This is a genomic window from uncultured Pseudomonas sp. (assembly GCF_943846705.1).
Lineage (GTDB): Bacteria > Pseudomonadota > Gammaproteobacteria > Pseudomonadales > Pseudomonadaceae > Aquipseudomonas.
Genome location: NZ_OX044366.1, coordinates 129,999 through 153,180, shown reverse-complemented (window position 1 = coordinate 153,180; position 23,182 = coordinate 129,999). Strand labels below are relative to the sequence as shown.

The 23,182-nt window shown below is 61.0% G+C and carries 23 protein-coding genes; 17 read left to right on the top strand and 6 right to left on the bottom strand.

Annotation, left to right across the window (positions count from 1 at the left end):
• Positions 1–12: 12 nt before the first annotated feature.
• From Q0V31_RS00745 to Q0V31_RS00730, 4 genes are all read right to left on the bottom strand, one after another.
• Positions 13–885 (bottom strand): MerR family transcriptional regulator, encoded by an 873-nt coding sequence (locus Q0V31_RS00745; RefSeq protein ID WP_298190832.1) that lies wholly within the window; start codon positions 883–885, stop codon positions 13–15.
• 65 nt (positions 886–950) lie between these two features.
• Positions 951–1,916, bottom strand: coding sequence for a DUF523 and DUF1722 domain-containing protein (locus Q0V31_RS00740; protein ID WP_298183104.1), 966 nt, complete (start codon positions 1,914–1,916; stop codon positions 951–953).
• A 121-nt stretch (positions 1,917–2,037) separates the two neighbouring features.
• Positions 2,038–2,283, bottom strand: coding sequence for a TIGR02450 family Trp-rich protein (locus tag Q0V31_RS00735; RefSeq protein WP_298183103.1), 246 nt, complete (start codon positions 2,281–2,283; stop codon positions 2,038–2,040).
• Positions 2,280–3,272, bottom strand: a complete 993-nt coding sequence (locus Q0V31_RS00730) for an NAD(P)/FAD-dependent oxidoreductase (protein ID WP_298183101.1) — start codon at positions 3,270–3,272, stop codon at positions 2,280–2,282. The genes Q0V31_RS00735 and Q0V31_RS00730 overlap by 4 nt, the downstream gene beginning before the upstream one ends.
• Before the next feature lie 191 nt (positions 3,273–3,463).
• Here Q0V31_RS00730 and Q0V31_RS00725 point away from each other — a divergent pair, with 191 nt between their 5' ends.
• The 3 genes from Q0V31_RS00725 to Q0V31_RS00715 all read left to right on the top strand — a co-directional run bounded on the left by Q0V31_RS00725 (position 3,464) and on the right by Q0V31_RS00715 (position 6,897).
• Positions 3,464–4,366, top strand: a complete 903-nt coding sequence (locus Q0V31_RS00725; protein WP_298183099.1) for a TIGR01777 family oxidoreductase — start codon at positions 3,464–3,466, stop codon at positions 4,364–4,366.
• Between the two features lie 12 nt (positions 4,367–4,378).
• Positions 4,379–5,401: a ferrochelatase gene (hemH, locus tag Q0V31_RS00720; protein ID WP_298183096.1), complete on the top strand. Its 1,023-nt coding sequence runs from the start codon at positions 4,379–4,381 to the stop codon at positions 5,399–5,401.
• Positions 5,402–5,565: 164 nt separating this feature from the next.
• On the top strand, positions 5,566–6,897 hold the full coding sequence (locus Q0V31_RS00715; RefSeq protein WP_298183093.1) for an MFS transporter: 1,332 nt from the start codon (positions 5,566–5,568) through the stop codon (positions 6,895–6,897).
• A 56-nt stretch (positions 6,898–6,953) separates the two neighbouring features.
• Here Q0V31_RS00715 and Q0V31_RS00710 read toward each other — a convergent pair whose 3' ends face one another.
• A complete protein-coding gene (locus Q0V31_RS00710) occupies positions 6,954–8,222 on the bottom strand; it encodes a uracil-xanthine permease family protein (protein ID WP_298183090.1) in 1,269 nt (422 codons plus the stop codon).
• Between the two features lie 3 nt (positions 8,223–8,225).
• Positions 8,226–8,864: a uracil phosphoribosyltransferase gene (gene upp, locus Q0V31_RS00705; RefSeq protein ID WP_298183086.1), complete on the bottom strand. Its 639-nt coding sequence runs from the start codon at positions 8,862–8,864 to the stop codon at positions 8,226–8,228.
• A 250-nt stretch (positions 8,865–9,114) separates the two neighbouring features.
• Between upp and Q0V31_RS00700 the strand changes: the two genes are divergently transcribed.
• From Q0V31_RS00700 to Q0V31_RS00635, 14 genes are all read left to right on the top strand, one after another.
• Positions 9,115–9,672 carry a hypoxanthine-guanine phosphoribosyltransferase gene (locus Q0V31_RS00700; RefSeq protein ID WP_298183083.1) on the top strand — a complete coding sequence of 186 codons (558 nt, stop codon included), beginning with the start codon at positions 9,115–9,117 and terminating at the stop codon, positions 9,670–9,672.
• Positions 9,673–9,677: 5 nt separating this feature from the next.
• Entirely contained in the window at positions 9,678–10,151 is a 474-nt protein-coding gene (locus Q0V31_RS00695) for a WbuC family cupin fold metalloprotein (protein ID WP_298183080.1), read from the top strand.
• A gap of 99 nt (positions 10,152–10,250) precedes the next feature.
• Complete coding sequence (locus Q0V31_RS00690; protein WP_298183076.1) at positions 10,251–10,538, top strand: PA4642 family protein; 288 nt, start codon at positions 10,251–10,253, stop codon at positions 10,536–10,538.
• 185 nt (positions 10,539–10,723) lie between these two features.
• Positions 10,724–11,317, top strand: a complete 594-nt coding sequence (locus Q0V31_RS00685) for a TetR/AcrR family transcriptional regulator (RefSeq protein WP_298183074.1) — start codon at positions 10,724–10,726, stop codon at positions 11,315–11,317.
• A gap of 57 nt (positions 11,318–11,374) precedes the next feature.
• Positions 11,375–12,484: an NADH:flavin oxidoreductase gene (locus Q0V31_RS00680; protein WP_298183071.1), complete on the top strand. Its 1,110-nt coding sequence runs from the start codon at positions 11,375–11,377 to the stop codon at positions 12,482–12,484.
• Positions 12,485–12,633: 149 nt separating this feature from the next.
• On the top strand, positions 12,634–13,581 hold the full coding sequence (locus Q0V31_RS00675) for an alpha/beta hydrolase (protein WP_298183068.1): 948 nt from the start codon (positions 12,634–12,636) through the stop codon (positions 13,579–13,581).
• Positions 13,582–13,747: 166 nt separating this feature from the next.
• Entirely contained in the window at positions 13,748–14,254 is a 507-nt protein-coding gene (locus tag Q0V31_RS00670; RefSeq protein WP_298183065.1) for a TRAP transporter small permease subunit, read from the top strand.
• Entirely contained in the window at positions 14,254–15,576 is a 1,323-nt protein-coding gene (locus tag Q0V31_RS00665) for a TRAP transporter large permease subunit (protein ID WP_298183062.1), read from the top strand. Before Q0V31_RS00670 ends, Q0V31_RS00665 begins: the two co-directional genes overlap by 1 nt.
• Before the next feature lie 145 nt (positions 15,577–15,721).
• Positions 15,722–16,771: a TRAP transporter substrate-binding protein gene (locus Q0V31_RS00660; protein WP_298183059.1), complete on the top strand. Its 1,050-nt coding sequence runs from the start codon at positions 15,722–15,724 to the stop codon at positions 16,769–16,771.
• 317 nt (positions 16,772–17,088) lie between these two features.
• Positions 17,089–18,462 (top strand): glutamine synthetase, encoded by a 1,374-nt coding sequence (locus tag Q0V31_RS00655; protein ID WP_298183056.1) that lies wholly within the window; start codon positions 17,089–17,091, stop codon positions 18,460–18,462.
• 39 nt (positions 18,463–18,501) lie between these two features.
• Positions 18,502–19,890 (top strand): aldehyde dehydrogenase family protein, encoded by a 1,389-nt coding sequence (locus tag Q0V31_RS00650; protein WP_298183053.1) that lies wholly within the window; start codon positions 18,502–18,504, stop codon positions 19,888–19,890.
• Positions 19,891–19,897: 7 nt separating this feature from the next.
• Entirely contained in the window at positions 19,898–21,067 is a 1,170-nt protein-coding gene (locus tag Q0V31_RS00645) for an iron-containing alcohol dehydrogenase (RefSeq protein ID WP_298183050.1), read from the top strand.
• Between the two features lie 460 nt (positions 21,068–21,527).
• Positions 21,528–22,451, top strand: coding sequence for an ATP-binding cassette domain-containing protein (locus Q0V31_RS00640; protein ID WP_298183046.1), 924 nt, complete (start codon positions 21,528–21,530; stop codon positions 22,449–22,451).
• Positions 22,448–23,182, top strand: coding sequence for an ABC transporter permease subunit (locus tag Q0V31_RS00635; protein WP_298183043.1), 735 nt, complete (start codon positions 22,448–22,450; stop codon positions 23,180–23,182). Before Q0V31_RS00640 ends, Q0V31_RS00635 begins: the two co-directional genes overlap by 4 nt.

The following is a 23,182-nucleotide window of genomic DNA, read 5'->3' as shown; positions in this document are numbered from 1 at the left end:
TGGAATGTCCCATCAGCTGTGCAGCAGGTTAAGGTCGGTGAGGCTGTGCAGCGCGGCCAGCGGATCGGCGGCCAGGCTCAGTTCGGCGTTTTGTTTGGTAATCGCCTGCAGTTCCTCGGCGTGGATTTGCACCGCCTGACCCACCAGCAGGCAGGAGCAGTCATAACTGCCGAGTAGCCGCTGCAGGTGGCTGCTGTTGAGCGCCTGGCTGGAATACAAGAGCACCGCTCGCGGTTGAATATGCTCGACCGCCAGGGCCAGTTCTGCCGGCGGCAGCGGCCAGTCGAACACCTCGACCGCAATGCCGGCGCTGCTCGCCAGCCAGGCGGTCAGCCACAGCCCCGGCGCCATGGGCAGCTCCGAGACGTTGATCAGCAACAGTGGTGTGCCAGTGTGTTGGCGGTTGTTGTGGTACAGCCGCGCACCGAGCTTGCTGCGCAGCCAGGAGTAGAAGAACACCCGCTCGGCCTGTGCGCCGAACTGATTGCGCCAGCGCAATTCGAGTGCTTCGAGCAGTGGCAACAGCAGTTGCTGGCACAGGGTGTGCGGCGGGTAGAGCGCCAGCTCACTGTTGAAGCAGTCATCCAGGCGACGCTCATTGAGGTTGCAGATGGCTTCCTGCAACTGCTGGCGCTTGGCTTCCCACTGCGAGCTGGCTTCGGCAAAGGCGGGCTGGTTACTGCGCAGCAGGCCCTTGACCTGGCTGACCGAGACGCCGCGATTGAGCCACGTGAGAATCGCCTGGATGCGTGCCACATGCTCATCCGAGTACAGGCGATGGCCCTTGGGCGTGCGGTGCGGAATGATCAGGCCATAGCGCCGCTCCCAGGCGCGCAGGGTGACCGCGTTGACTCCAGTGATACGTGCGACATCGCGGATCGGCATCAGACCTTGGGCAATGGCCGTCTGGTAGTCGTCCGCGTTAGGGCCAGCGCAGTCCTGCTCAAGGCTCATAGAGCATTACGCAGGCTGAGGTTTTCCGGGTGGGGCTGCAGGTACACCTGCTGCGCAATGTAGGCGTCCGGGTGGCGACGTAAGTGATGCTTGAGCAGGGTCATCGGCACCACCAGTGGCACTACGCCGAGACGGTACTGACCAATCAGTTGCTGCATTTCCTGCTTGTCTTCGCGGCTCAGCGCTTGCTTGAAGTAACCGCTGATGTGCTGCAGCACGTTGCTGTGGCTGCGGCGGGTGGCGCAGCTTTTCAACGCGCTCATCAGCTCGCTGAAATAGTGCGAGGCCAGCGCCTGCAGGTCTTGCTGGCCGAGATTGCCGAGCAGGCGTCCGAGCAGCTTGTACTGCAGCGGGTTGGTGGCCATCAGCAGGTACTTGTAACGCGAGTGAAAGTCGATCAGTGCTTTGCGGCTCAGGCCATCGCGCAGCAACTGTTGCCACTCCGAGTAGGCGAACACGCGGGTAATGAAGTTCTCGCGCAAAATCGGGTCGTTGAGGCGGCCGTCTTCTTCCACCGGCAGATTGGGGTGTCGGGCGCAGAAAGCTTCGGCGAAGATGCCGCGGCCTGGCTCGCTGGGGCGGCCGTTGTCCTGATAGACCTTGACCCGGTGCAGGCCGCAGGAGGGCGATTGCTGCATAAAGATATAGCCGCAGATATCGTTAAGCTCATCGGCCATGCGCTCGCCAAAAGTGGCCAGCGGCGCGGTGACATCCACCTCGCGATTGACCGTGCCCACGGCGCGCGGCGCTTGCGGGTCGCCGACCAGGCGGATCGGCTCACGCGGGGTGCTCATGCCAATGCCCACTTCCGGGCACACGGGGGCAAAATCAAAGTATTCGCTAAGCGTTTGGCTGCACAGCCGCGACTCCTTGTGCCCGCCGTTATAGCGAACCTCAGCACCCAAGAGGCAGGCACTGATGCCCAGTTTGGGTTTGCCGGTGATGGTTTCAGATGAGCGCATGGCAACCTCCGATGAATACTTGTACAGATCCTTGTGGATGTACAACTTGAATTCATCATAGATCAGCAGTTGTACAAGTCAATATATTTGTACAGCTATTGTATGGTTTTGTCGGGTGCTATTACTTCCAGCCCATGCGCCAGTGCTCGGGGTTTTCCAGTGCGCGCCAGTCCAGACGCTGGCAGCGTTGATTGAGTACGGCTTGCAGTTCGATCTGTAACAGCGTGCCGTCCTCGTCGCAGAACAGTTCGGTAACGAGGAAATGCTTCTCGCGGTTTTGCGGCTGCGTGGCGGTCCACTTCGACAGCAGCAGCTTGCGCGGATTAAGCCGGTGCTTGCCTGCGGTAACGTGTTTCGGCGTGTTCATTGCAGGTGCGCAAGTAAGCGTCGTGCGGCTTCCTGGCCGCTCAGCCAGGCTCCCTCAACCCGGCCGGACAGGCACCAGTCACCGCAGGCATAGATACCCAGATCGGCATCGGCCAGTACGCCCCATTGGTGCGCGCTGGCTGGGCGCGCATAAAGCCAGCGGTGCGCCAGGCTGAAGGTAGGTGCGGGCACGGTGCAGCCGATCAGCTCGGCAAAAGCCCCGAGTAGGTGTTCGGTCACGTGTTCTTTGGGCATGTCCAGATGCTGCTTGGTCCACTGGCTGGTGGCGTGCAGCACCCAGGTATCGAGCTGGCTGTCGCGGCCGGGTTTGCTGCGGTTACGTGCCAGCCAGTCGAGCGGGCTGTCTTGTACAAAGCAGCCTTCGACGTTGCTATCCAAGGCTGTGTCAAAGGCCAGGGCGACGGCCCAGGTCGGGTCCATGGCCACGCTGGCAGCGGCCCCCGCCAGTTTCGGCGCGCTCGAAAGCAGGGCAGTGGCTTGCGGTGCGGGAGTGGCGACAATCACGTGGCTGAATGGGCCGTGGCTATTGCCTTCGGCGTCTTGCAGGTGCCAGTGCTGCTCGCCGCGAAACACTTCAGTAATGCGGCAGGAGAAATTTACCGGCAGTGCGCCGAGCATGGCGCGGGTGATCGCACTCATGCGCGGGCTGCCTACCCAGCGCACCTGCTCATCCGGCGAAGCGCTGAGCTGGCCGTTTTTGAAGTTGTAGAGGGCAGGGTTCCATTCGCTGACCCAGCCGCGGGCTTGCCATTGCTGCACCACTTCGACAAAGCGCCGATCGCGGGCGGTGAAATACTGCGCGCCAAGGTCCAGTGCGCCGGCATCACTGCGCTTGCTGGCCATGCGCCCGCCGCTGCCGCGGCTCTTGTCGAACAGTTGCAGCGAATGGCCGGCAGCATGCAGTGCCTGGGCGGCGGACAGCCCGGCAATGCCGGTGCCGATGATTGCGATGGGATGCAGAGCGGTCATGGTCTACCTCATGTTTTCAAGCGTTAGGCTACGCTTTAGACAAAAGCTATACAATATTGTTTTTATGTATAAGCTTAGCCGAAGACGATCCAGCTTTCCTATAGTTAAGACAACCTGCGAGCGGATTGAAGCCACAACCAGGCATAAATCAGCCGGCTGTTATCCATGGAAGCACCTGCGAGGGCGTTTTGATGCACATACTTCTGACTGGCGGTACCGGTTTAATTGGGCGTGCGCTGTGTTGCCACTGGTTGCAGCAAGGCCACCAGTTGACGGTGTGGAGCCGTCGCCCGGAACAGGTGGCGGCACTTTGCGGCGAGGCGGTGCGCGGTATTGGCCAGCTCGATGAGTTGGGCGAGGAGCCGTTGGATGCCGTGGTCAACCTGGCCGGCGCACCGATTGCCGACCGGCCCTGGACGCGTAAGCGCAAGGCGTTGTTATGGGCCAGCCGCATTGGCCTGACCGAACAACTATTGGCCTGGCTGCACAGCCGCGAAGAAAAACCTGCTGTGCTGCTCTCGGGGTCGGCAGTGGGCTGGTATGGCGATGGTGGCGAGCGCGAGCTGCATGAGGATGCGCTGCCGGTCATTGAAGATTTTGCCGCGCAGCTGTGCGGCGCCTGGGAAGAAACCGCGATGCGCGCCGAAGGGCAGGGCATCCGTGTGGTGCTGGTGCGCACGGGGTTGGTCTTGGCCCGCGACGGCGGCTTTCTCAAGCGCTTGCTGCTGCCGTTCAAGCTTGGCCTGGGTGGCCCGTTGGGCGATGGCCGGCAATGGATGCCGTGGATTCATATCAGCGATCAAGTCGCCCTGATTGATTTCCTCCTGCAGTATGAGCAGGCCCGTGGTCCTTATAATGCCTGCGCGCCGACGCCTGAGCGCAACCGTGATTTCAGCCAGGCATTGGGCCGTGAGTTGCACCGGCCGGCGTTTATCCCGGCCCCGGCGTTTGCCCTGCGCCTGGCGCTGGGGGAGCTGGCGGAGTTGCTGTTGGGTGGCCAGCGTGCCTTGCCGACGCGCCTGCAGGACGAAGGTTTTAGTTTCCGTTTTACCCATCTCGATGTGGCCCTGGCAGACTTGCTCGGCCAACACTGATTAGGACTGCGCATGACCGATCACGCTTTGTTACTGGTAAACCTGGGTTCACCTGCCTCCACCGCAGTGGCCGATGTGCGCCGTTACCTCAACCAGTTTCTGATGGACCCCCATGTGGTTGATTTGCCCTGGCCGCTGCGCCGTCTGCTGGTTTCGCTGATTCTGATCAAGCGCCCAGCGGCTTCGGCACATGCCTATGCCTCGATCTGGTGGGACGAGGGCTCACCGCTGGTGGTGCTGAGCAAACGCTTGCAAGAAGCGATGAAGTCATCCTGGAGTCACGGCCCGGTTGAGCTGGCCATGCGCTATGGCGAGCCGTCGCTGCAAACCGTACTGAGCCGTTTAGCGGCGCAGGGCATCAAGCAGATCACCCTGGCGCCGCTGTATCCGCAATTTGCCGACAGCACCACCACCACCGTGATTGAGGAGGCCAAGCGGGTGGTGCGTGAGCAGCAGTTGCCGATCCGCTTCTCGGTGCTGCCGCCGTTCTATGATCAGCCCGAGTACCTGGATGCGCTGGTCGACAGCGCCAAGCCCTACCTTGAACAGGACTTCGACCACCTGCTGCTGAGCTTTCACGGCTTGCCGGAGCGGCACCTGCACAAGCTTGACCCCAGCGGCCATTGCTTAAAAGGTGCCGAGTGCTGCCGCACGGCCTCACCTGAAGTGCTGGCCACTTGTTACCGCGCGCAATGCCTGCGCAGCGCCGAGCTGTTCGCCCAGCGCATGGGGCTCAAGCCTGAGCAGTGGTCGGTGTCCTTCCAGTCGCGTCTGGGCCGGGCCAAGTGGATCGAACCCTACACCGAAACGCGTCTCGATGAGTTGGCCAAACAGGGCGTGAAGAAGTTGCTGGTGATGTGCCCGGCCTTTGTCGCCGACTGCATCGAAACCCTGGAAGAGATCGGCGACCGTGGCCGTGAGCAGTTTGTCGAGGCCGGTGGTGAGAGCCTGCAACTGGTGCCTTGCCTGAATGATCATCCAAGCTGGGTAGCGGCGCTAAAGACGCTCAGCGAGCGTGCGCCGCTGATGCTGTAGCAGCTCCTTGAGGCGACCTGGGTTGGCATTCGCTCAAAGGGAGGTCGCGCATTCGCCTGACTGATAACACCCGGAGGCGATACTCACTGCTCCGACTCTCGGCCTAAGCTGGCAGTTCTTTCCAACCGTCGTGCACCGCACTCACGGTGCCGAGGAGACTGCCAGTGCCTAACAACAATAACGGCTATCCCTCTTCCACCCGCGCTTGGGTGACTGTCGCCATCCTGATGGTGGCTTACGTGCTGTCCTTTATCGACCGGCAGATTCTCAATCTGCTGGTGGGGCCGATCCGCCGTGACCTGATGATCAGCGATACGCAGATGAGTCTGCTGATGGGCTTGTCGTTTGCCCTGTTCTACACCGTTTGCGGGATTCCGCTGGGCCGTCTGGCCGATACCAAGAGTCGTCGCGGCTTGATAACCATTGGCGTGCTGTTCTGGAGTATGGCGACTGCTGCCTGCGGCATGGCCAAGCTGTATTGGCAGTTTCTGATCTGCCGCATCGGCGTGGGCGTGGGCGAGGCCGCGTTGTCGCCTGCGGCTTACTCGCTGATTGCCGACAGCTTCCCGGCGGAGCGTCGCGCCACCGCTATTAGCGTGTATTCGATGGGGGTTTACCTGGGTTCCGGTATCGCCTTTCTGTTGGGCGGCTTGGTCATTCAGTTCGCTTCAGCGCAGGGCGATGTGGTGCTGCCGGTGATCGGTGAAGTGCGCCCTTGGCAGTTGATCTTCCTGATTCTGGGTGCGGCTGGGGTGCTGTTCACCTTGCTCATGCTGGCGGTCAAGGAACCGGCGCGGCGGGGTGTTGGTGCTGGGGTGGCCGTGCCACTGGCGGATGTTGGCCGTTATATCCGCGCCAATCGGCGCACCGTGCTGTGCCACAACTTCGGCTTTGCCGGCCTGGCGTTTGCCGGTTACGGCAGTGCCGCCTGGGTGCCGACCTTCTTTATTCGTACCTATGGCTGGGATGCTGGCCAGGTCGGCGTGGTTTACGGCAGCATCGTTGCGGTATTTGGTTGCCTGGGGATTGTCTTCGGCGGTCGCCTGGCCGACAGGATGGCTAAACGCGGCAGCAGTGACGCCAATATGCGCGTTGGTCTGTATGCGGCCGTGGGCGCGGTGCCCTTTGTGCTGGCCTTTCCCTTGATGGACAACGCCTTCTGGGCGGCGCTGCTAATGGCACCGACAGTGTTCTGCCTGAGCATGCCGTTTGGCGTGGCACCGGCGGCGATTCAGGAAATCATGCCCAACTCGATGCGCGGGCAGGCCTCGGCGATTTATCTGTTTGTGATTACCCTGATTGGTCTGGGCATCGGCCCAACCGCGGTGGCCCTGGTGACCGACTACGTGTTTGCCGATGACCAAGCGCTGCGTTATTCGCTGCTAATCGTGACCTCGCTGGCGGTGTTCAGCTCTGTCGTGTTGCTGAGCATGGGGCTCAAGCCGTATCGCGACAGTGTGGTGCGGTTGCAGGGTTGGTCGGCCAGCCCTGCTTAAGTTTTCCATAGCGCAAAAAAAGCCCCGCAGATGCGGGGCTTTTTCGTCGGAGCGAGCTACAGGTCTGGCTCTTCCAGTACGGTTTTGCTGCGCCAGCCATGGCCACCCGGCAGTACCAGGTTGAGTACCAGGGCGCTGATGGCGCACAGCGAGATACCGGACAGGGCAAAGTCACTGTTACCCATGACCATGCCGCCGATGCCGAACACCAGGGTGATTGAGACGATGATCAGGTTACGCGCTTCGGACAGATCGACCTGATGGCGGATCAGGGTGTTCAAACCGACCACCGCGATGGAGCCGAACAGCAGGCAGAGAATGCCGCCCATCACCGGCACCGGGATGCTCTGCAGCGCGGTGCCGAACTTGCCGACAAAGGCCAGGCCGATGGCGAAGCACGCCGCCCAGGTCATGATCTTCGGGTTGTAGTTCTTGGTCAGCATCACCGCGCCGGTGACTTCGGCATAGGTGGTGTTGGGCGGGCCGCCGAGCAAGCCAGCGGCCGAGGTGGCCAGGCCGTCGCCGAGCAGGGTGCGGTGCAGGCCTGGCTTCTTGATAAAGTCCTTGCCGGTCACGCTACCAATCGCCACCACGCCGCCTATGTGTTCAATGGCCGGCGCCAGGGCCACCGGGACGATGTACAGAATCGCCCCCCAGTGCAGTTCTGGGGCGACGAATGCCGGCAGTGCCAACCAGGGCGCAGCGGCGACTTGGCTGGTGTCGATCACCCCACAAAAGGCTGCGACCACGCAGCCGACGATGATCCCGGCGAGAATCGGCACCAGGCGCAGCAGGCCACTGCCCATGGCGGCGACCAGCACGGTGGTGAGCAGCGCCGACATGGAAATCAGCATGGCGATTTCATACGGAATCAGTTGCGCGCTGCCATCGCCGGCCTTGCCCATGGCCATGTTCACCGCCACGGGTGACAGCGCCAGGCCGATGGAAATGATCACCGGGGCAATCACCACCGGCGGTAGCAGGCGGTCGATAAAACCAGCGCCTTTGACCCGCACCACGGCGCTGAGCAGGATATACACCAAGCCGGAGGCGACGATGCCGCCGAGCACCGCAGGCAGGCCGAACTCACCTTTGGCGGCGAGAATCGGCGCGATAAAGGCAAAGCTGGAGGCCAGAAATACCGGGACCTGACGTTTGGTCACCAGTTGGAACAGCAGGGTGCCGATACCGGCGGTGAACAGCGCGACGTTGGGGTCCATGCCGGTGATCAGCGGCATCAGCACCAAGGCGCCAAACGCGACGAACAGCATCTGTGCGCCGGAAATACCCTGGCGCCAGAGGGGGTCGTTGTATTCATCGCTCATGGATCAGGCGTCCTTCTGCTTGGTGCCGAAGATTTTGTCGCCGGCATCACCGAGGCCAGGAATGATGTAGCCGTGCTCATTCAGGCACTGGTCGATCGAGGCGGTATAAATCGTCACGTCCGGATGCGCCTCGTTGACGGCCTTGATGCCTTCCGGCGCGGCGACCAGCACCATGGCGCGGATTTCCTTGCAGCCGGCTTTTTTCAGCAGGTCGATGGTGGCGACCATCGAGCTGCCAGTGGCGAGCATCGGGTCGATGATCATCGCCAGGCGCTCGTCGATTTCCGGCACCAGTTTTTCCAGGTAGGTGTGCGCCTGCAGGGTTTCTTCATTGCGCGCTACGCCCACGGCGCTGACCTTGGCGCCGGGAATCAAACTGAGTACACCTTCGAGCATGCCAATCCCGGCACGCAGAATCGGCACTACGGTGATCTTCTTGCCGGAAATCTTTTCTACTTGTACGGTGCCGCACCAGCCTTCGATCTCGTAGTTCTCGAGGGGCAGATCCTTGGTCGCCTCATAGGTCAGCAATGCGCCAACTTCCTGGGCCAGCTCACGAAAATTCTTCGTGCTGATATCGGCGCGGCGCATCAGGCCGAGTTTGTGGCGGATCAGCGGGTGGCGGATCTCGAGGATGGGCATGGGCAGGGGTCTCCGGCAGGACGGGCGAAAAATTGCGTTAGATTAAAGCATTGGCCACCCCAAGTGCTGCGGCTTAATGGCTAAAAGTCGCTAAAAAGACGGCAACGTGTTGGCCATTGGCGGTAGTTGTGGCAGTTGGTCAGGCCGGGCTTGCTCTGTGTCTGACAGATGCGTACCTTTGCCGGCTTTTATTTTGACGCATCGATCAGCTTTATGGTCTGAGTCGTCCCCGCTCTCAAGAGGAAACAGCATGTCCGCCGATCTCGCGCATATCCGCCAAGTCATGGCCGAAGCCGATTGCCTGTACAGCGAGGCCGAAGTCGAAGCGGCCATTGACCAGGTGGCAGCCAAGATCAATGGTGAGCTGGCCGAGCGCAACCCGGTGGTGTTTTGCGTGATGAATGGCGGGCTGATCTTCTCTGGCAAGCTGCTGCCAAAGCTCAACTTTCCGTTGGAGTTGTCCTACCTGCATGCCAGCCGTTATCGCAATGAAACCAGCGGTGGCGAGCTGTTCTGGAAGGCCAAGCCGGAAATCTCCTTTATCGACCGCGACGTGCTGATCATCGACGACATCCTCGATGAAGGGCACACCCTCGGCGCGATCATCGATTTCTGCCACCACGCCGGTGCCCGAGCGGTGCACACCGCCGTGTTGATCGACAAGGACCACGACCGCAAAGCGCGGCCTGAGCTCAAGGCGGACTACGTCGGCCTGCCGTGCATCGACCGCTATATCTTCGGCTATGGCATGGACTACAAGGGTTACTGGCGCAATGCGGCCGGGATCTTTGCGGTCAAGGGGCTTTAAGGCTGATGAGCGGCCCGCGCTTTCTCGACCAGGCGCTGTTCGGCAATTTGGCGGAGCAAGCCGCGGCCAACCCACGGCAACGCCAGCACCATAACTTTCACCAGATGGAAGAGCCCTGCCACCGCATGGCGGTCGGGCTGCAGCCGGATACTTACATCCCCCCGCACCGTCATCTCGCGGCGGACAAGGCCGAGGCGCTGTTGGTGCTCAAAGGCCGCTTGGGGCTGTTGATCTTCACTGACAGCGGTGAAGTACTGGATAAGCGCGTGTTGGAAGCGGGTGGCGACTGTGTCGGCGTCGATCTGCCGCCTGGGGTTTTCCATGCACTGGTGGTGCTGCAAGCGGACAGCGTGCTGTTTGAATGCAAGGCCGGTCCCTATAGGCCAGTCGGCGAGGGCGAGCAGGCCAGTTGGGCGCCGCGTGAAGGTGAACCGGGCGTTGCGGCTTATCAGGCCTGGATGCGCGAACAGTTCGTCTGAGCTGATGCCGATGAGATAGCCGCTGTGCATACGTTGAGCCCCTGGCTACCCCGGGGGTACACTGCCGGCCCCGTGTGGCTTGGTTAGCTGGAGTGAACGATGCGTAAAGACAAGAAGCAGGTGATTGGCGAAGAGATTGGTGACGAACCGATCAAGCTGTTCCTCAGTGTGGAACCGGCTGATGCTACGCCGCCATCGCTGCACAAGCTGGTCAAGGCCTACCGTGGCCTGCGTATCGATGACTTCGAACGGTTTGTTGGCTTCTTCGTGGCGGCGGGTTACGACCTGAACGCCAAGGACGCACAAGGTAATGACTTTATCGCGCTGATCGAGGATCAACGCTTTGCCGAACCCTACATCGAAATTATCAAAACAGCCCGCGGCTAAGCCTGCTTCGTATTGAGCCCGGCCTGGTCGCGGCTCAATACCGCTGTGCATCCCCCCTCATCGAACCTCCCGGTTCGAGCAGCTCGGCAGTACGCATTGCTGAGGCCAACCCCAGGCTTCTTGGGCGTAATCACCTAAATCAATAGTGCTGGGCGAGCCTAGACGACCGGTCATATTCTGTCGCCATGAACTCCAGTATTCGGCTCGACAAGCGTGACCTGATCCTCGCCAAAGGTGCCGAGGTGATGACCCGTCGTGGTTATCACGGTGCCGGCGTGCAGGAAATCGTCCAGGCGGCCGGCGTGCCAAAAGGCTCGTTCTATCACTACTTCGCGAGCAAGGAAGATTTTGCCCAGCAGGCGTTGCAGCAGGTCTATCGGCCGCGCCTGGCACGCTATGCCGAAGCGCTTGGCAACCCGTTGCTCAGCCCGCGCGAGCGCATTCTCGGCTACTACAGCGAGCTGGTGGAGCACTTTGCCCGTCAGGAACGCCTGGAATACCACTGCTTTATCGGCAGCCTGAGTTTTGAAATGGCCGAGCTGTCGCCGACCTTGGGCGCGCAGGTTGATGCGATCCTGCAGCAGTCCGCCGATACCCTGCAGCGCTGTCTTGAGCAGGCACAGCAAGCCGGCGAGCTGCCCGCGACTGAAGACTGCCGCAATCTGGCGAGCTTTATTACTAACGCCTGGCAAGGCGCCTTGACGCGCCTGAAAGTGGCGAACAGCACCCAGGCGCTGAGCGATTTTATCCAGCGTTTGCAGTGGTTACTGCAGGCCTGATTTTTTAAAACACCTTCAACAAGACGACCGGTCAGTTGGCCGGCCAGAGGAATGATGATGACCGATCCCGTTAAAGCACTGTTCCAACCGTTCAGCCTGGGTAATCTGCAGCTGCCAACCCGTGTGGTGATGGCGCCGATGACCCGCTCCTTCTCGCCGGGCGGGGTGCCGAACAGCAAGGTGATCGAGTATTACCGTCGCCGTGCAGCCGCCGGTGTTGGCCTGATCGTCACCGAAGGCACCACCGTCGGTCACAAGGCCGCCAACGGTTACCCCAACGTCCCGCGTTTCTACGGTGAAGACGCCCTGGCCGGTTGGCAGAAAGTGGTTGAGGCGGTGCACGCCGAAGGCGGCAAGATTGTTCCGCAGCTGTGGCACGTGGGCAATGTGCGCAAACTAGGCACCGAGCCAGACGCCAGCGTTCCAGGCTATGGCCCGAGCGAAAAAATCAAAGACGGCAATGTCGTGGTTCACGGCATGACCCAGGACGACATCAACGAAGTCATCGCCGCCTTCGCCCAGGCTGCCAAGGATGCCCAGCGCATCGGCATGGACGGCGTGGAAATTCACGGTGCTCACGGCTATCTGGTTGACCAGTTCTTCTGGGAAGGCACCAACAAGCGCACCGACGAATACGGCGGCGACCTGGCCCAGCGCTCGCGCTTTGCCATCGAGCTGATTCAGGCTGTGCGTGCCGCTGTGGGCCCGGACTTCCCGATCATCTTCCGTTTCTCGCAGTGGAAGCAGCAGGATTACAGCGCACGTCTGACCCAGACCGCAGAAGAGCTGGGCGCTTTCCTCAAGCCGCTGTCTGACGCCGGCGTGGATATTTTCCACTGCTCGACGCGGCGCTTCTGGGAGCCTGAGTTCGAAGGGTCTGACCTAAACCTGGCGGGCTGGACGCGTCAGCTCACGGGCAAACCCACCATAACCGTGGGCAGCGTCGGCCTGGATGGCGAGTTCCTGCAGTTTATGGTCAACACCGACAAGGTGGCCCAGCCGGCCAGCCTGGAGAACCTGCTGGAGCGTTTGAACAAGCAGGAGTTTGACCTGGTGGCGGTGGGCCGCGCCTTGCTGGTCGACCCGGATTGGGCGGTCAAGGTACGCGATGGCCGCGAGCAGGACATTCTGCCGTTCAGCCGTGATGCGCTGATGAGCCTGGTTTAAGTTTCGTCGTTTTCGTGTGCGTCGCAAAACGGCGCAACACGCCTCAGCCCCGGCACATCGGGGCTTTTTTTCGCCTGCGAAAAGGCTATCGGCGGCCAGCCAGCGCTGCATTGACTACGCTTGCCTCTGATCCACCACAAGGACTCGTCATGAAGCGGTTTGCCAAGGTTGCTCTCAGTGTTGTGCTGCTGGTGTTGTTAGCGCTAACGGCGGCAATCGCCTGGTATTGGGCACCGGATCGTCAGGTGGCCGACCTCAAGCAGCGCTGGGCACAGGCGCCGTCGCAGTTTGTGGCCATCGACGGCATGCTGGTGCACCTGCGTGACCAAGGCCCACGCGATGACCCTGCGCCTATCGTGTTGCTGCACGGCACCTCGGCCAGTTTGCATACCTGGGAAGGCTGGGCGGCGGTTTTGCAGGATAAAAGGCGGGTAATCAGCCTTGATCTGCCTGGCTTTGGTTTGACCGGGCCGTTCCCCGATAACGATTACCGCATAAGCCATTACAGCGCCTTCCTCGCCAACGTGCTGGATCAGTTGCAGGTGCCGCGCGCGGTGCTCGCTGGCAATAGTTTTGGTGGGCAACTTGCCTGGCAATTCGCCCTGGATTATCCGCAGCGGGTCGAGCGTTTGGTGTTGGTCGATGCGGCGGGTTATCCGCGCAACGCCACTTCAATTCCCATTGGTTTTCGCTTGGCGCAGATCCCCGCGCTGGCACCGCTGGTGGCCAATCTGCTGCCGCGGCCGCTGATCGCCGCCAGTGTGCGCAACGTGTATGGCGACTCGCGCAAGGTCAGCGAGGCACTGATCGACCGCTACTATGAGCTGACCCTGCGCGCCGGTAACCGAGAAGCCCTGCGTCAGCGGTTTATTCAGGCCGAGGCCGGGCAGGGCTATACCCGTATTGCAGCGCTCAAGGTGCCGACGCTGATTCTCTGGGGTGGCCGCGATGAGCTGATTCCAGCGGTCAACGCCGAGCGCTTCAAGCGCGATATCAAAGGTAGCCGTCTGGTGCTGTTCGATGAGCTGGGCCACGTGCCCCAAGAAGAGGATCCGCTGCGCACCGTGGCGGTGCTGATGAGCTTTCTAGCGCCTTAGCGCGTGCCTGCCGGCGCTCGGGTTCAGCGTCTAAGTCGCTGATATTACGTGAGCGATGGTGACTGCCAGGCAGCTGGTGCGCTTTGTGCACTCGCATATTGCCGCGGTTGGCCTTAGCCAATCATGGTCTAGGCTCACGGAATAACAATGACTCAGCAGGTGCGGTATGCCTAAGGCCATCAGGCTGTTTGTGCACGCAGTGGAGGCGCTCAATCGCGTCGTTGGGCGTTTCGCCATGTACCTGATTTTCGCCATTCTCGGTGTGCTGCTGTACTCCTCGATCAGCAAGACGTTTTTTCTGCCGGCGGCTTGGACGCTAGAGTCTGCGCAGTTTCTGATGGTCGCCTACTTCCTGTTGGGCGGCGCCTACTCCATGCAACTCGACGCCCACGTGCGCATGGACCTGTTCTACAGCCGCTGGTCGCCGCGCACCCGTGCGGTGATGGATGCAATCACCATCGGCTTTCTGATTTTCTACCTGGTATTTCTGCTCTACGGCGGCATTTCCTCCACCCAGTACGCGCTTGAGTACAGCGAAACCAGCTACTCAGCCTGGTCGCCACCCATGGCCCCGATCAAGATCATCATGTGCATCGGCATTGCCCTAATGCTGCTGCAGGCGATCGCCACCCTGTTCAAAGATATCGCCGCCGCGCGGGGGGAAACGCTGTAATGGAATACGAGCTGATAGCCCTGCTGATGTTCTCCTCGATGATGTTGCTGCTGCTCACCGGCAAGCGGGTGTTTGGTGCGATTGGCTTTGTTGCCGTGGCGGCGGCCCTGCTGCTGTGGGGCGATGGTGGCTCGGAAATAGCCTTCAGCGCGGCCATGAAATTGATGAAGTGGTACCCGCTGCTGACTCTGCCACTGTTCGTGTTTATGGGTTACATGCTCTCCGAATCGGGGCTGGCCGAAGACCTCTACAGGATGTTCCATGTGTGGATGGGTCCGCTCAATGGCGGCCTGGCCATTGGCACCATCGGCCTGATGGTGGCGATTTCCGCGATGAATGGCTTGAGCGTGGCCGGCATGGCCATCGGCGCGAGCATTGCCTTGCCGGAACTGCTGCGCCGTGGTTACGACAAGATCATGGTCACCGGGGTGATTCAAGCCGGCAGCTCCCTGGGTATTCTGATTCCGCCCAGCGTGGTGTTGGTGCTCTACGGCATGATCGCCCGCCAGCCGGTCGGCCAACTGTGGTTGGCCGGGGTACTGCCCGGGCTGCTGATGGCCGGGCTGTTTATCCTCTATATCGCCGTGCGTTGCCGTTTGCAGCCGGAACTGGGCCCCGCGTTATCCGAGGAGGAGCGTGGGCAGATCAGCCGGCGCGAGAAACTGCTGCTGCTCAAAGCCGGTATCGCCCCGCTGTTTATCTTTTTCTGCATGACCGGGTTGTTTCTGATGGGCATTACCAGCCTGGTGGAAAGCTCGGCGGTCGGTGCGGCGGCGGCAACGTTAATGGCGTTGGTCAAAGGTCGCCTGAACCGCAGCGTGATGGAAGAAACCCTGCGCAAGACCCTCGGCATCAGCTGCATGTTTATGTGGATCATCCTCGCCGCCTTGTGCTTTGGCGCGGTGTTCGATGGCCTCGGCGCGGTCAAGGCGATTGAAGCGTTCTTCCTCGAAAGCCTCGGGCTGGGGCCTTGGCAGGTGCTGATTCTGATGCAGCTGTCGTTCATCATCATGGGCATGTTTCTTGATGACACCGCCATGCTGGTGATTGTCGCGCCCCTCTATATTCCGCTGGTCGGGGCGTTGGGCTTTGATCTGGTCTGGTATGGCGTGCTGTACACCATCACCTGTCAGATCGCCTATATGACCCCGCCGTTCGGTTACAACCTGTTCCTGATGCGCGCCATGGCTCCGCCTGAAGTCACGTTGCGCGACATCTATGTGTCGGTTACCCCCTTCGTGCTGATCATGCTGCTGGCGCTGGTGCTGGTCATGGTCTTCCCGCAGATCGCCCTGTGGTTGCCGCAGTGGCACTACGGCTAAGCACATGCAGTTTCAGCAGTAGGCCAGCGCAGTTGTATCTGTAGAAGCCAGGTGCAGGTTGCCCCTCTGAAAACCCTGCCAGGGCCCCGTGGGCCAGGCAGTGCGGTTGTATGCCATCTGAATCGACAATTTTGGAGATAACAGCATGAGTACGAGACGCAGTTTTCTGAAAACCGCCGCGGTAGCGACCGGCGCAGCAGGGGCTACGGCGCTGGGTTCAGCGCATATTTATGCCGCCGAGCCGAAGAAAATTACCTGGCGCTTGCAGACCTATGCCGGGCCGGCCCTGGGCGAGCATGTGATCAAACCGTCCATCGATGCCTTTAATAAAGCGGCCAATGGCGAAATGGAAATCCAGCTGTATTACGCCGACCAGCTGGTGCCGACCGGCGAGCTGTTCCGCGCCATGCAAAAGGGCACCATCGATGCCGTGCAGAGCGATGACGACTCCATCGCCGCGCCCGTGGACATCTCGGTGTTCGGAGGTTACTTCCCGTTCGCCACCCGTTACAGCCTGGATGTGCCGGTGCTGTTCGAGAAATACGGGCTTAACGAAATCTGGGCCGAGGCCTACGGTGAAGTCAAAGGCGTGACCTGGCTCGGTGCCGGCGCTTGGGACCCGTGCCACTTCGCGACGGTGGAGCCGATCACCAAGCTTGAGCACCTCAAGGGCAAGCGCATCTTTACCTTCCCCACCGCCGGCAAGTTTTTGTCGCGCTTCGGGGTGATTCCGGTAACCCTGCCGTGGGAAGACGTCGAGGTGGCGATGCAAACCGGCGAGCTGGATGGCATTGCCTGGTCCGGGATCACCGAGGACTACACCGTCGGCTGGGCCAACGTGACCAAGTACTTCCTCACCAACAACATCTCGGGTGCCTGGTGTGGTTCCTACTTCGCCAACTCGGATCGCTGGGCCGAGGTGCCCGAGCACCTGAAAACCCTGTTCAAGCTGTGCATGGACAGCTCCAACTATTACCGCCAGCACTGGTACTGGGGCGGCGAGGCGCAACTGCGAGTCGAAGGCGGCAAGCTGCAACTGACCTCCATCCCGGCTGAAGAATGGGCCACGGTGGAGGCCGAGGCGTTGAAGTTCTGGGATGAAATCGCCAAGACCAGTCCACGTTGTGCGCGGGTGGTGGAAATCTTCAAGAAGTACAACGCCCTGATGGCCAAGTCTGGTGCGCCGTATCGTTGATTGCCTCGAACCATCGGTAAACCTCACGCCCGTACCGCTAAGTACGGGCGTTTTGTTATCTGCAGCCGCACGCGGGCTTGGTTTGTCGCGCAACTGCCGTGGCCAGGTGCAGATATTTCCCGGAACAGCCGGCCAACTTGGCAATCCTGTACCACACTCACAGGGCTTTTTCCGGCCGTCTAACCAGGCCTTAGGTGGGAGTCGGGGCGCATTGTGCGGTTGTTTGGGGATGCGCTTAGACGCTGTTGTTGCCTGCAGGACTGACACCGGATGTCGGCCATACCAGTCGCTCATAACAACAAGAGACAGGTGCATTTATGCTCAATCCGCGAGACGTTAAAACCGCCGATGATGCCCGGCGCATTGTCGAGGAGCGTGGCCTCAGTCATATCAAAGTGGGGGTGTTCGATAACGATGGGGTGATGCGCGGCAAGTACCTCAGCCGCAGCAAGTTCTTTTCTGCCCTTGATAGCGGCTTTGCCTTCTGTGATGTGGTGCTCGGCTGGGACGTGAAGGACCAGCTCTACGACAACGTGCAATACACCGGCTGGCACACCGGCTACCCCGATGCCCCCGTACGGGTTCTCGCGCACACCTGCCGCGAGTTGCCGTTCGAGAACGGCATGCTGTTGTTTATCTGCGAGTTTGCCGACGCGGCGGAAAAGGTCTGCCCGCGCGCCACCCTGCGCCGCGTGGTGGCGCGCTGCACGGCCATGGGTTTCGATGCCTTTGCGGCGCTGGAATATGAGTTCTTCATGTTCGATGAAACCCCTGAATCTGCCCGCGCCAAAGGCTTTCGTGACCTCAAGCCCTTTACCCCGGATTGGTTCGGCTATTCGATGATCCGCAGCTCGGTGCATGCCGAGCTGTATCACGAAATCCTCGAAATGGCCGAACGCATGGACTTCCCCATCGAGGGCCTGCACACCGAAACCGGCCCCGGGGTACTGGAAGCGGCGATTGCCTATGACCGCGCCGAGGCGGCCGCGGACAAGGGCGCGTTGTTCAAGACCTTTATGAAGGTACTCGCCCAGCGCAACGGCCTGATGGCGACCTTTATGGCCAAATGGTCGGGTAAGTATCCGGGGCAGAGCGGGCATATCCATGTCTCGCTACGCGATCTGGCCAGCGGCAAGTCGGCGTTTTACGACCCGACTCAGGCGCACAACATGAGCAATCTGCAGCGGCATTTCCTCGCAGGCCAGCAGCGCTTGATGCCGGAATTTCTGTGCATGGTGGCGCCGACGCTGAACAGCTACCGGCGCATGATTCCAGGCTTCTGGGCGCCCACCGATGCCACTTGGGGCGTGGAAAACCGTACCGCCGCGCTGCGCGTGATTCCCGGTACCGATAAATCGCAGCGCCAGGAATATCGCTTGGGTGCCGCCGACGGCAATCCCTATCTGGCCCTGTCCGTGGCGCTGGGTTCAGGCCTGTATGGGGTGATGCAGGGGTGGGAGCCGACTGAACCAGTGGTGGGCAATGCTTACGACATGAAGCACCCGGACGAGCTGGCCCTGCCGCGCACCTTGTGGGATGCCGCGCAGCGCCTGAAAAGTTCGAAGGCCGCGCGGGAGCTGTTTGGTGATGAGTTCGTCGAGCACTTTGCCGCCAGCCGCGAATGGGAAGAGCGCGAATACCGCCGGCATGTCAGCGATTGGGAGCTGGATCGCTACTTCGAAATCATCTAGGTCGCACGCCCCAGTTGGCTTGTGCTACGGAGTTGTTCAATGAGCAAACTGCAATGCATTTCACCCATCGACGGTTCGGTGTATGTCGAACGGCATCTGGCCTCCAATCCAGAAATCCAGGCATCCTTGGCCAGGGCCGAGCAGGCGCAGATAGCCTGGAAAAATACCCCGCTGGCTGAGCGCATCGCCATTGGTCGCAAGGCGATTGCCGCCTTCGCCGCCAAGGAAGACCAACTGGCTAAAGAACTGTGCTGGATGATGGGCCGGCCGATTCGTTATGCGGCTGGCGAGGTGCGCGGTTTTGTCGAGCGCGCCACCTACATGGCGGACATTGCCGAGCAGGCGCTGGCGGATCTCCAGTTGCCGGACAAACCCGGGTTTATCCGCTTTATCCGCCGCGAACCGCTGGGTGTGGCGCTGGTGATTGCTCCCTGGAATTACCCCTATCTGACGGCGGTGAATGCGGTGCTGCCGGCGCTGTTGGCGGGTAATGCGGTGCTGCTCAAACACTCGGCGCAAACCCCGCTGTGCAGTGAACGCATGGTTGAGGCGTTTAGCGAAGCCGGCTTGCCGGACGGGGTGTTCCAGTACCTGCACCTGAACCACGCTGAAACCGAGGCGTTGATTCAAGCGCCGAGCATCGCCCACGTCGCCTTCACCGGTTCAGTGCCGGGCGGCACCATGGTCGAGCGCGCGGCGGTGGGGCGCTTCCTCAGTATTGGCCTGGAACTGGGCGGTAAAGACCCTGCTTATGTACGCGCCGATGCTGACTTGGCGCATGCGGTGGAAACCACCATCGACGGCGCGTTCTTCAACTCTGGGCAATCGTGTTGCGGCATCGAGCGCATTTACGTGCACGAGTCGCTCTATGACGATTTCGTCGAACAAGCGGTGGCACTGGTCAAACAGTACAAGCTGGGCCGCTCTGATGACCCGGACACCACCTTGGGGCCGCTGGTGCGTGCTGAGGCTGCCGAGTTCGTTCGGGGGCAGATTGCCGAGGCGATACAGCAGGGCGCGCAGGGCCATCTATCGCCGGCAGACTTTACCCTCGACAAGCCGGGCTCGCAGTACCTCGCGCCGCAGGTGCTGACCAACGTGCACCACGGCATGCGGGTGATGACCGAAGAGTCCTTCGGGCCGGTGGTCGGCATCCAAAAGGTTAAAAATGACGAAGAAGCCCTGGCGCTGATCAACGACAGCGAGTTTGGCCTGACCGCGGCGATCTTCAGCCGTGACGTCGACGCCGCCATGGCCCTGGCGGATCGCGTGCAGGCGGGCACGGTGTTCCTCAACCGCTGTGACTACCTCGACCCGGCACTGGCCTGGACCGGGGTGAAGAGCTCCGGGCGTGGCTGCACCTTGTCCAGCGTCGGCTTCGAGCATGTCACTCGGCCGAAATCCTTCCACTTCAAGACTCTGTTGTGAGGCGCACATGGACCTGAATCATTACCGCATGAACTGGAACTATCCCACCTCCGTGCGCGTCGGTGCCGGGCGCATCAGCGAGCTGGCCGCCGCCTGCCGGCAACTGGGCATGCGTGCGCCGCTGCTGGTGACCGACCCTGGCCTGGCCGCCTTGCCGATGATCGATAAGGTGTTGCAGCACTGCCGCGATGACGGCCTTAAAGCCGGCCTGTTTCATGGCATCAAGGGCAACCCCACCGGCGGCAACGTGATGGATGGGGTGGAGGCGTTCAAGGCCGGCGGGCATGACGGGGTGATCGCCTTTGGCGGCGGTTCGGCGCTGGATGCCGGCAAGGCCATTGCCTTGATGGTCGGGCAGAATCGCCCGTTGTGGGATTTTGAGGACATCGGCGACAACTGCGAGCGCGTCAATGTCGCCGGCATGGCCCCGGTCGTGGCGGTGCCGACCACCGCCGGCACCGGTTCGGAAGTCGGTCGCGCCTCGGTGATCACCGATGATGCGGTGCATATCAAGCGCATCATCTTCCATGCGCGCATGTTGCCAGCGCTGGTGATTCTCGACCCGGAGCTGACGATTGGCCTGCCGGCCATGATCACCGCCGCCACCGGCATGGACGCGCTGTCGCATAACCTTGAGGCCTTTTGTTCGCCGCTGTTTCATCCCATGGCCGAAGGCATTGCGCTGGAGGGCATGCGTCTGGTGCAGGAGTATCTGCCACGGGCCGTGGCCCAAGGCGCGGATGTCGAAGCGCGGCTGCAGATGCTGGTGGCCTCAAGTATGGGCGCCACCGCGTTTCAGCGCGGGCTGGGTGCGATGCATGCCCTGGCACACCCACTCGGCGCGCTGTATGACGCGCACCACGGCCTGCTTAATGCGGTGCTGATGCCTTACGTGCTGATGGCCAACCGTGAATCTATCGAGCCGCAAATGGAAAAAATGGCGCGTTACCTCAACTTGGCCCAGCCCGGCTTCAGTGGTGTGCTGGAGTGGGTGATGACCCTGCGCGAACAAGTCGGCATCCCGCATCGCTTAGGCGAAATCGGCATTGATGATAAGCGCATCGAACAGATCGGGCAGATGGCTGAGGTCGACCCTTCTGCCGGCACCAACCCGATTGCCTTTACCGCTGCGCAATACAGTCAGTTGTTCGAAAAAGCCCTGCGCGGCACCCTGTAGATCTGCGATCTGTCAGGCGCAGGTTGTTAAGCAGCCAGCTCGTGGTCTGGATGTAATCCAGAGATGATTGGTGAGGGGTGTATTACCCCGGATTTCATCCGGGCTACGAGGCTTAAGCGAGCTCTCGTAGGGTGGGGCGCGTGCTGCCGATAGCGCTGGTCCGGCAAGATCCGACGCGGCGTAACCCACCACCGGAGCAACTGGGTCTGTCGCCTGGTGGGTTACGCGGCGCACCACTATGGCGGTGTTTGCTTGCACTGGGCTTGGCACCGCTCACCCACCCTACGCACTCCACAATGCAGCCAGCACCTGGCTGCGCTGTAGCGAACGGATACATGACTTGCCGGTTCTTGGCTTGCACTGCCTGCGCGCGACTCCTTATAGTCCGCCGGCACTTAAGCGCCCGGCTTGCGTCTGCAGCGGCTGCAAGCAGGGCCTGTTACCGCAATGGTGAGAGGCCATGATCGAAATAAAAAACCTAACCAAGCGTTTTGCCCGGCACACCGCCGTCGATGACCTGTCCTTCAATGTTCAACCCGGTGAAGTCCTCGGCTTTCTCGGCCCCAACGGCGCCGGTAAATCCACCACCATGAAGATGCTCACAGGCTTTTTGGCGCCGACTTCCGGCACCGCCAGCATCCTCGGTTTTGATATCCAGAAAGACACCCTCAAGGCCCAGCGGCAGATCGGTTATCTGCCCGAAGGCGCGCCCTGCTATGGCGATATGACGGTGCGCAGCTTCCTTGAATTTATCGCCGAGATACGCGGCTTCAAGGGCGCGGAAAAGCGCCAGCGTGTGGCCAAGGCGGTGGCCCAGGTCGAGCTTGAAGCGGTGTTGGAGCAGTCGATTGAGACGCTCTCGAAAGGCTTTAAGCGCCGTGTCGGCCTGGCCCAGGCGATTTTGCACGACCCCAAGGTGCTGATCCTCGACGAACCCACCGACGGCCTCGACCCGAACCAGAAGCATCAGGTGCGCAAACTGATCCAGAGCCTGGCCTACGACAAGATCGTGATCATCTCCACCCACATCCTCGAAGAGGTCTCGGCGGTGTGTACCCGCGCAGTGGTCATCGCCCACGGCAAACTGCTGGCCGATGGCACACCGCTGGAGCTGGAAAGCCGTTCGCGCTATCACCAGGCGGTGACCTTGGTGGCTGACGAGCCGCTGGATCAAACCGCACTGCTGGCGTTGCCGGGCGTTGCCGGGGTGGAAGCAAACGCCCTGGAGCACAGCCTGAGCATCCTCGCCAAACCGGGCGAAGTGATCTTCGCGCAGGTTAATGCGCTGATTGCTGAGCGCGGCTGGAAGGTCCGTGAGTTAAATGTCGAGCGCGGTCGGCTGGACGAAGTGTTCCGCAGCCTGACCCGGGGGGAGGGGGTATGAGTCAGTTACCGGTAATTTTCAAGCGCGAGCTGGCGAGCTACTTCGCCACGCCGCTGGCCTATGTGTTTATCCTGATTTTCCTGGTGTTGTCCGGGGTGTTCACCTTCTACCTAGGCGGTTTCTTCGAGAGTGGCCAGGCCAATCTCTCGCCGTTCTTTAATTTCCATCCGTGGCTCTATCTGTTTCTGGTACCGGCAATTGCCATGCGCTTGTGGGCCGAAGAGCGCAAAAGCGGCACCATCGAGTTGCTGATGACCCTGCCGATCACCCGCTTCGACGCGGTCACCGGCAAGTTCCTCGCGGCCTGGGTGTTTGCTGGCCTGGCGCTGCTGCTGACCTTCCCGATGGTGCTTACCGTCAACTACCTCGGTGAGCCGGACAACGGCGCGATCATCACTGGCTACATCGGCAGCTGGCTGCTGGCCGGGGCTTACCTGGCCATCGGTTCGTGCATGTCGGCGCTGGCGAAGAACCAGGTGATCGCCTTCATTCTGTCGGTCAGCGTGTGCTTCCTGTTTATCGTCAGCGGCTTCCCCATGGTCCTTGATGGCTTCAGCGCCTGGGCGCCGCAGTGGATGATCGATGCGGTGGCCTCACTGAGCTTCCTCACCCGTTTCGATGCGATCAGCAAGGGCGTGATTGACCTGCGCGACTTGCTGTTTTTCCTCACCCTGATCGCCGCCTGGCTGGCGGCGACTGCGGTGGTTATCGACCTGAAAAAAGCTGACTGA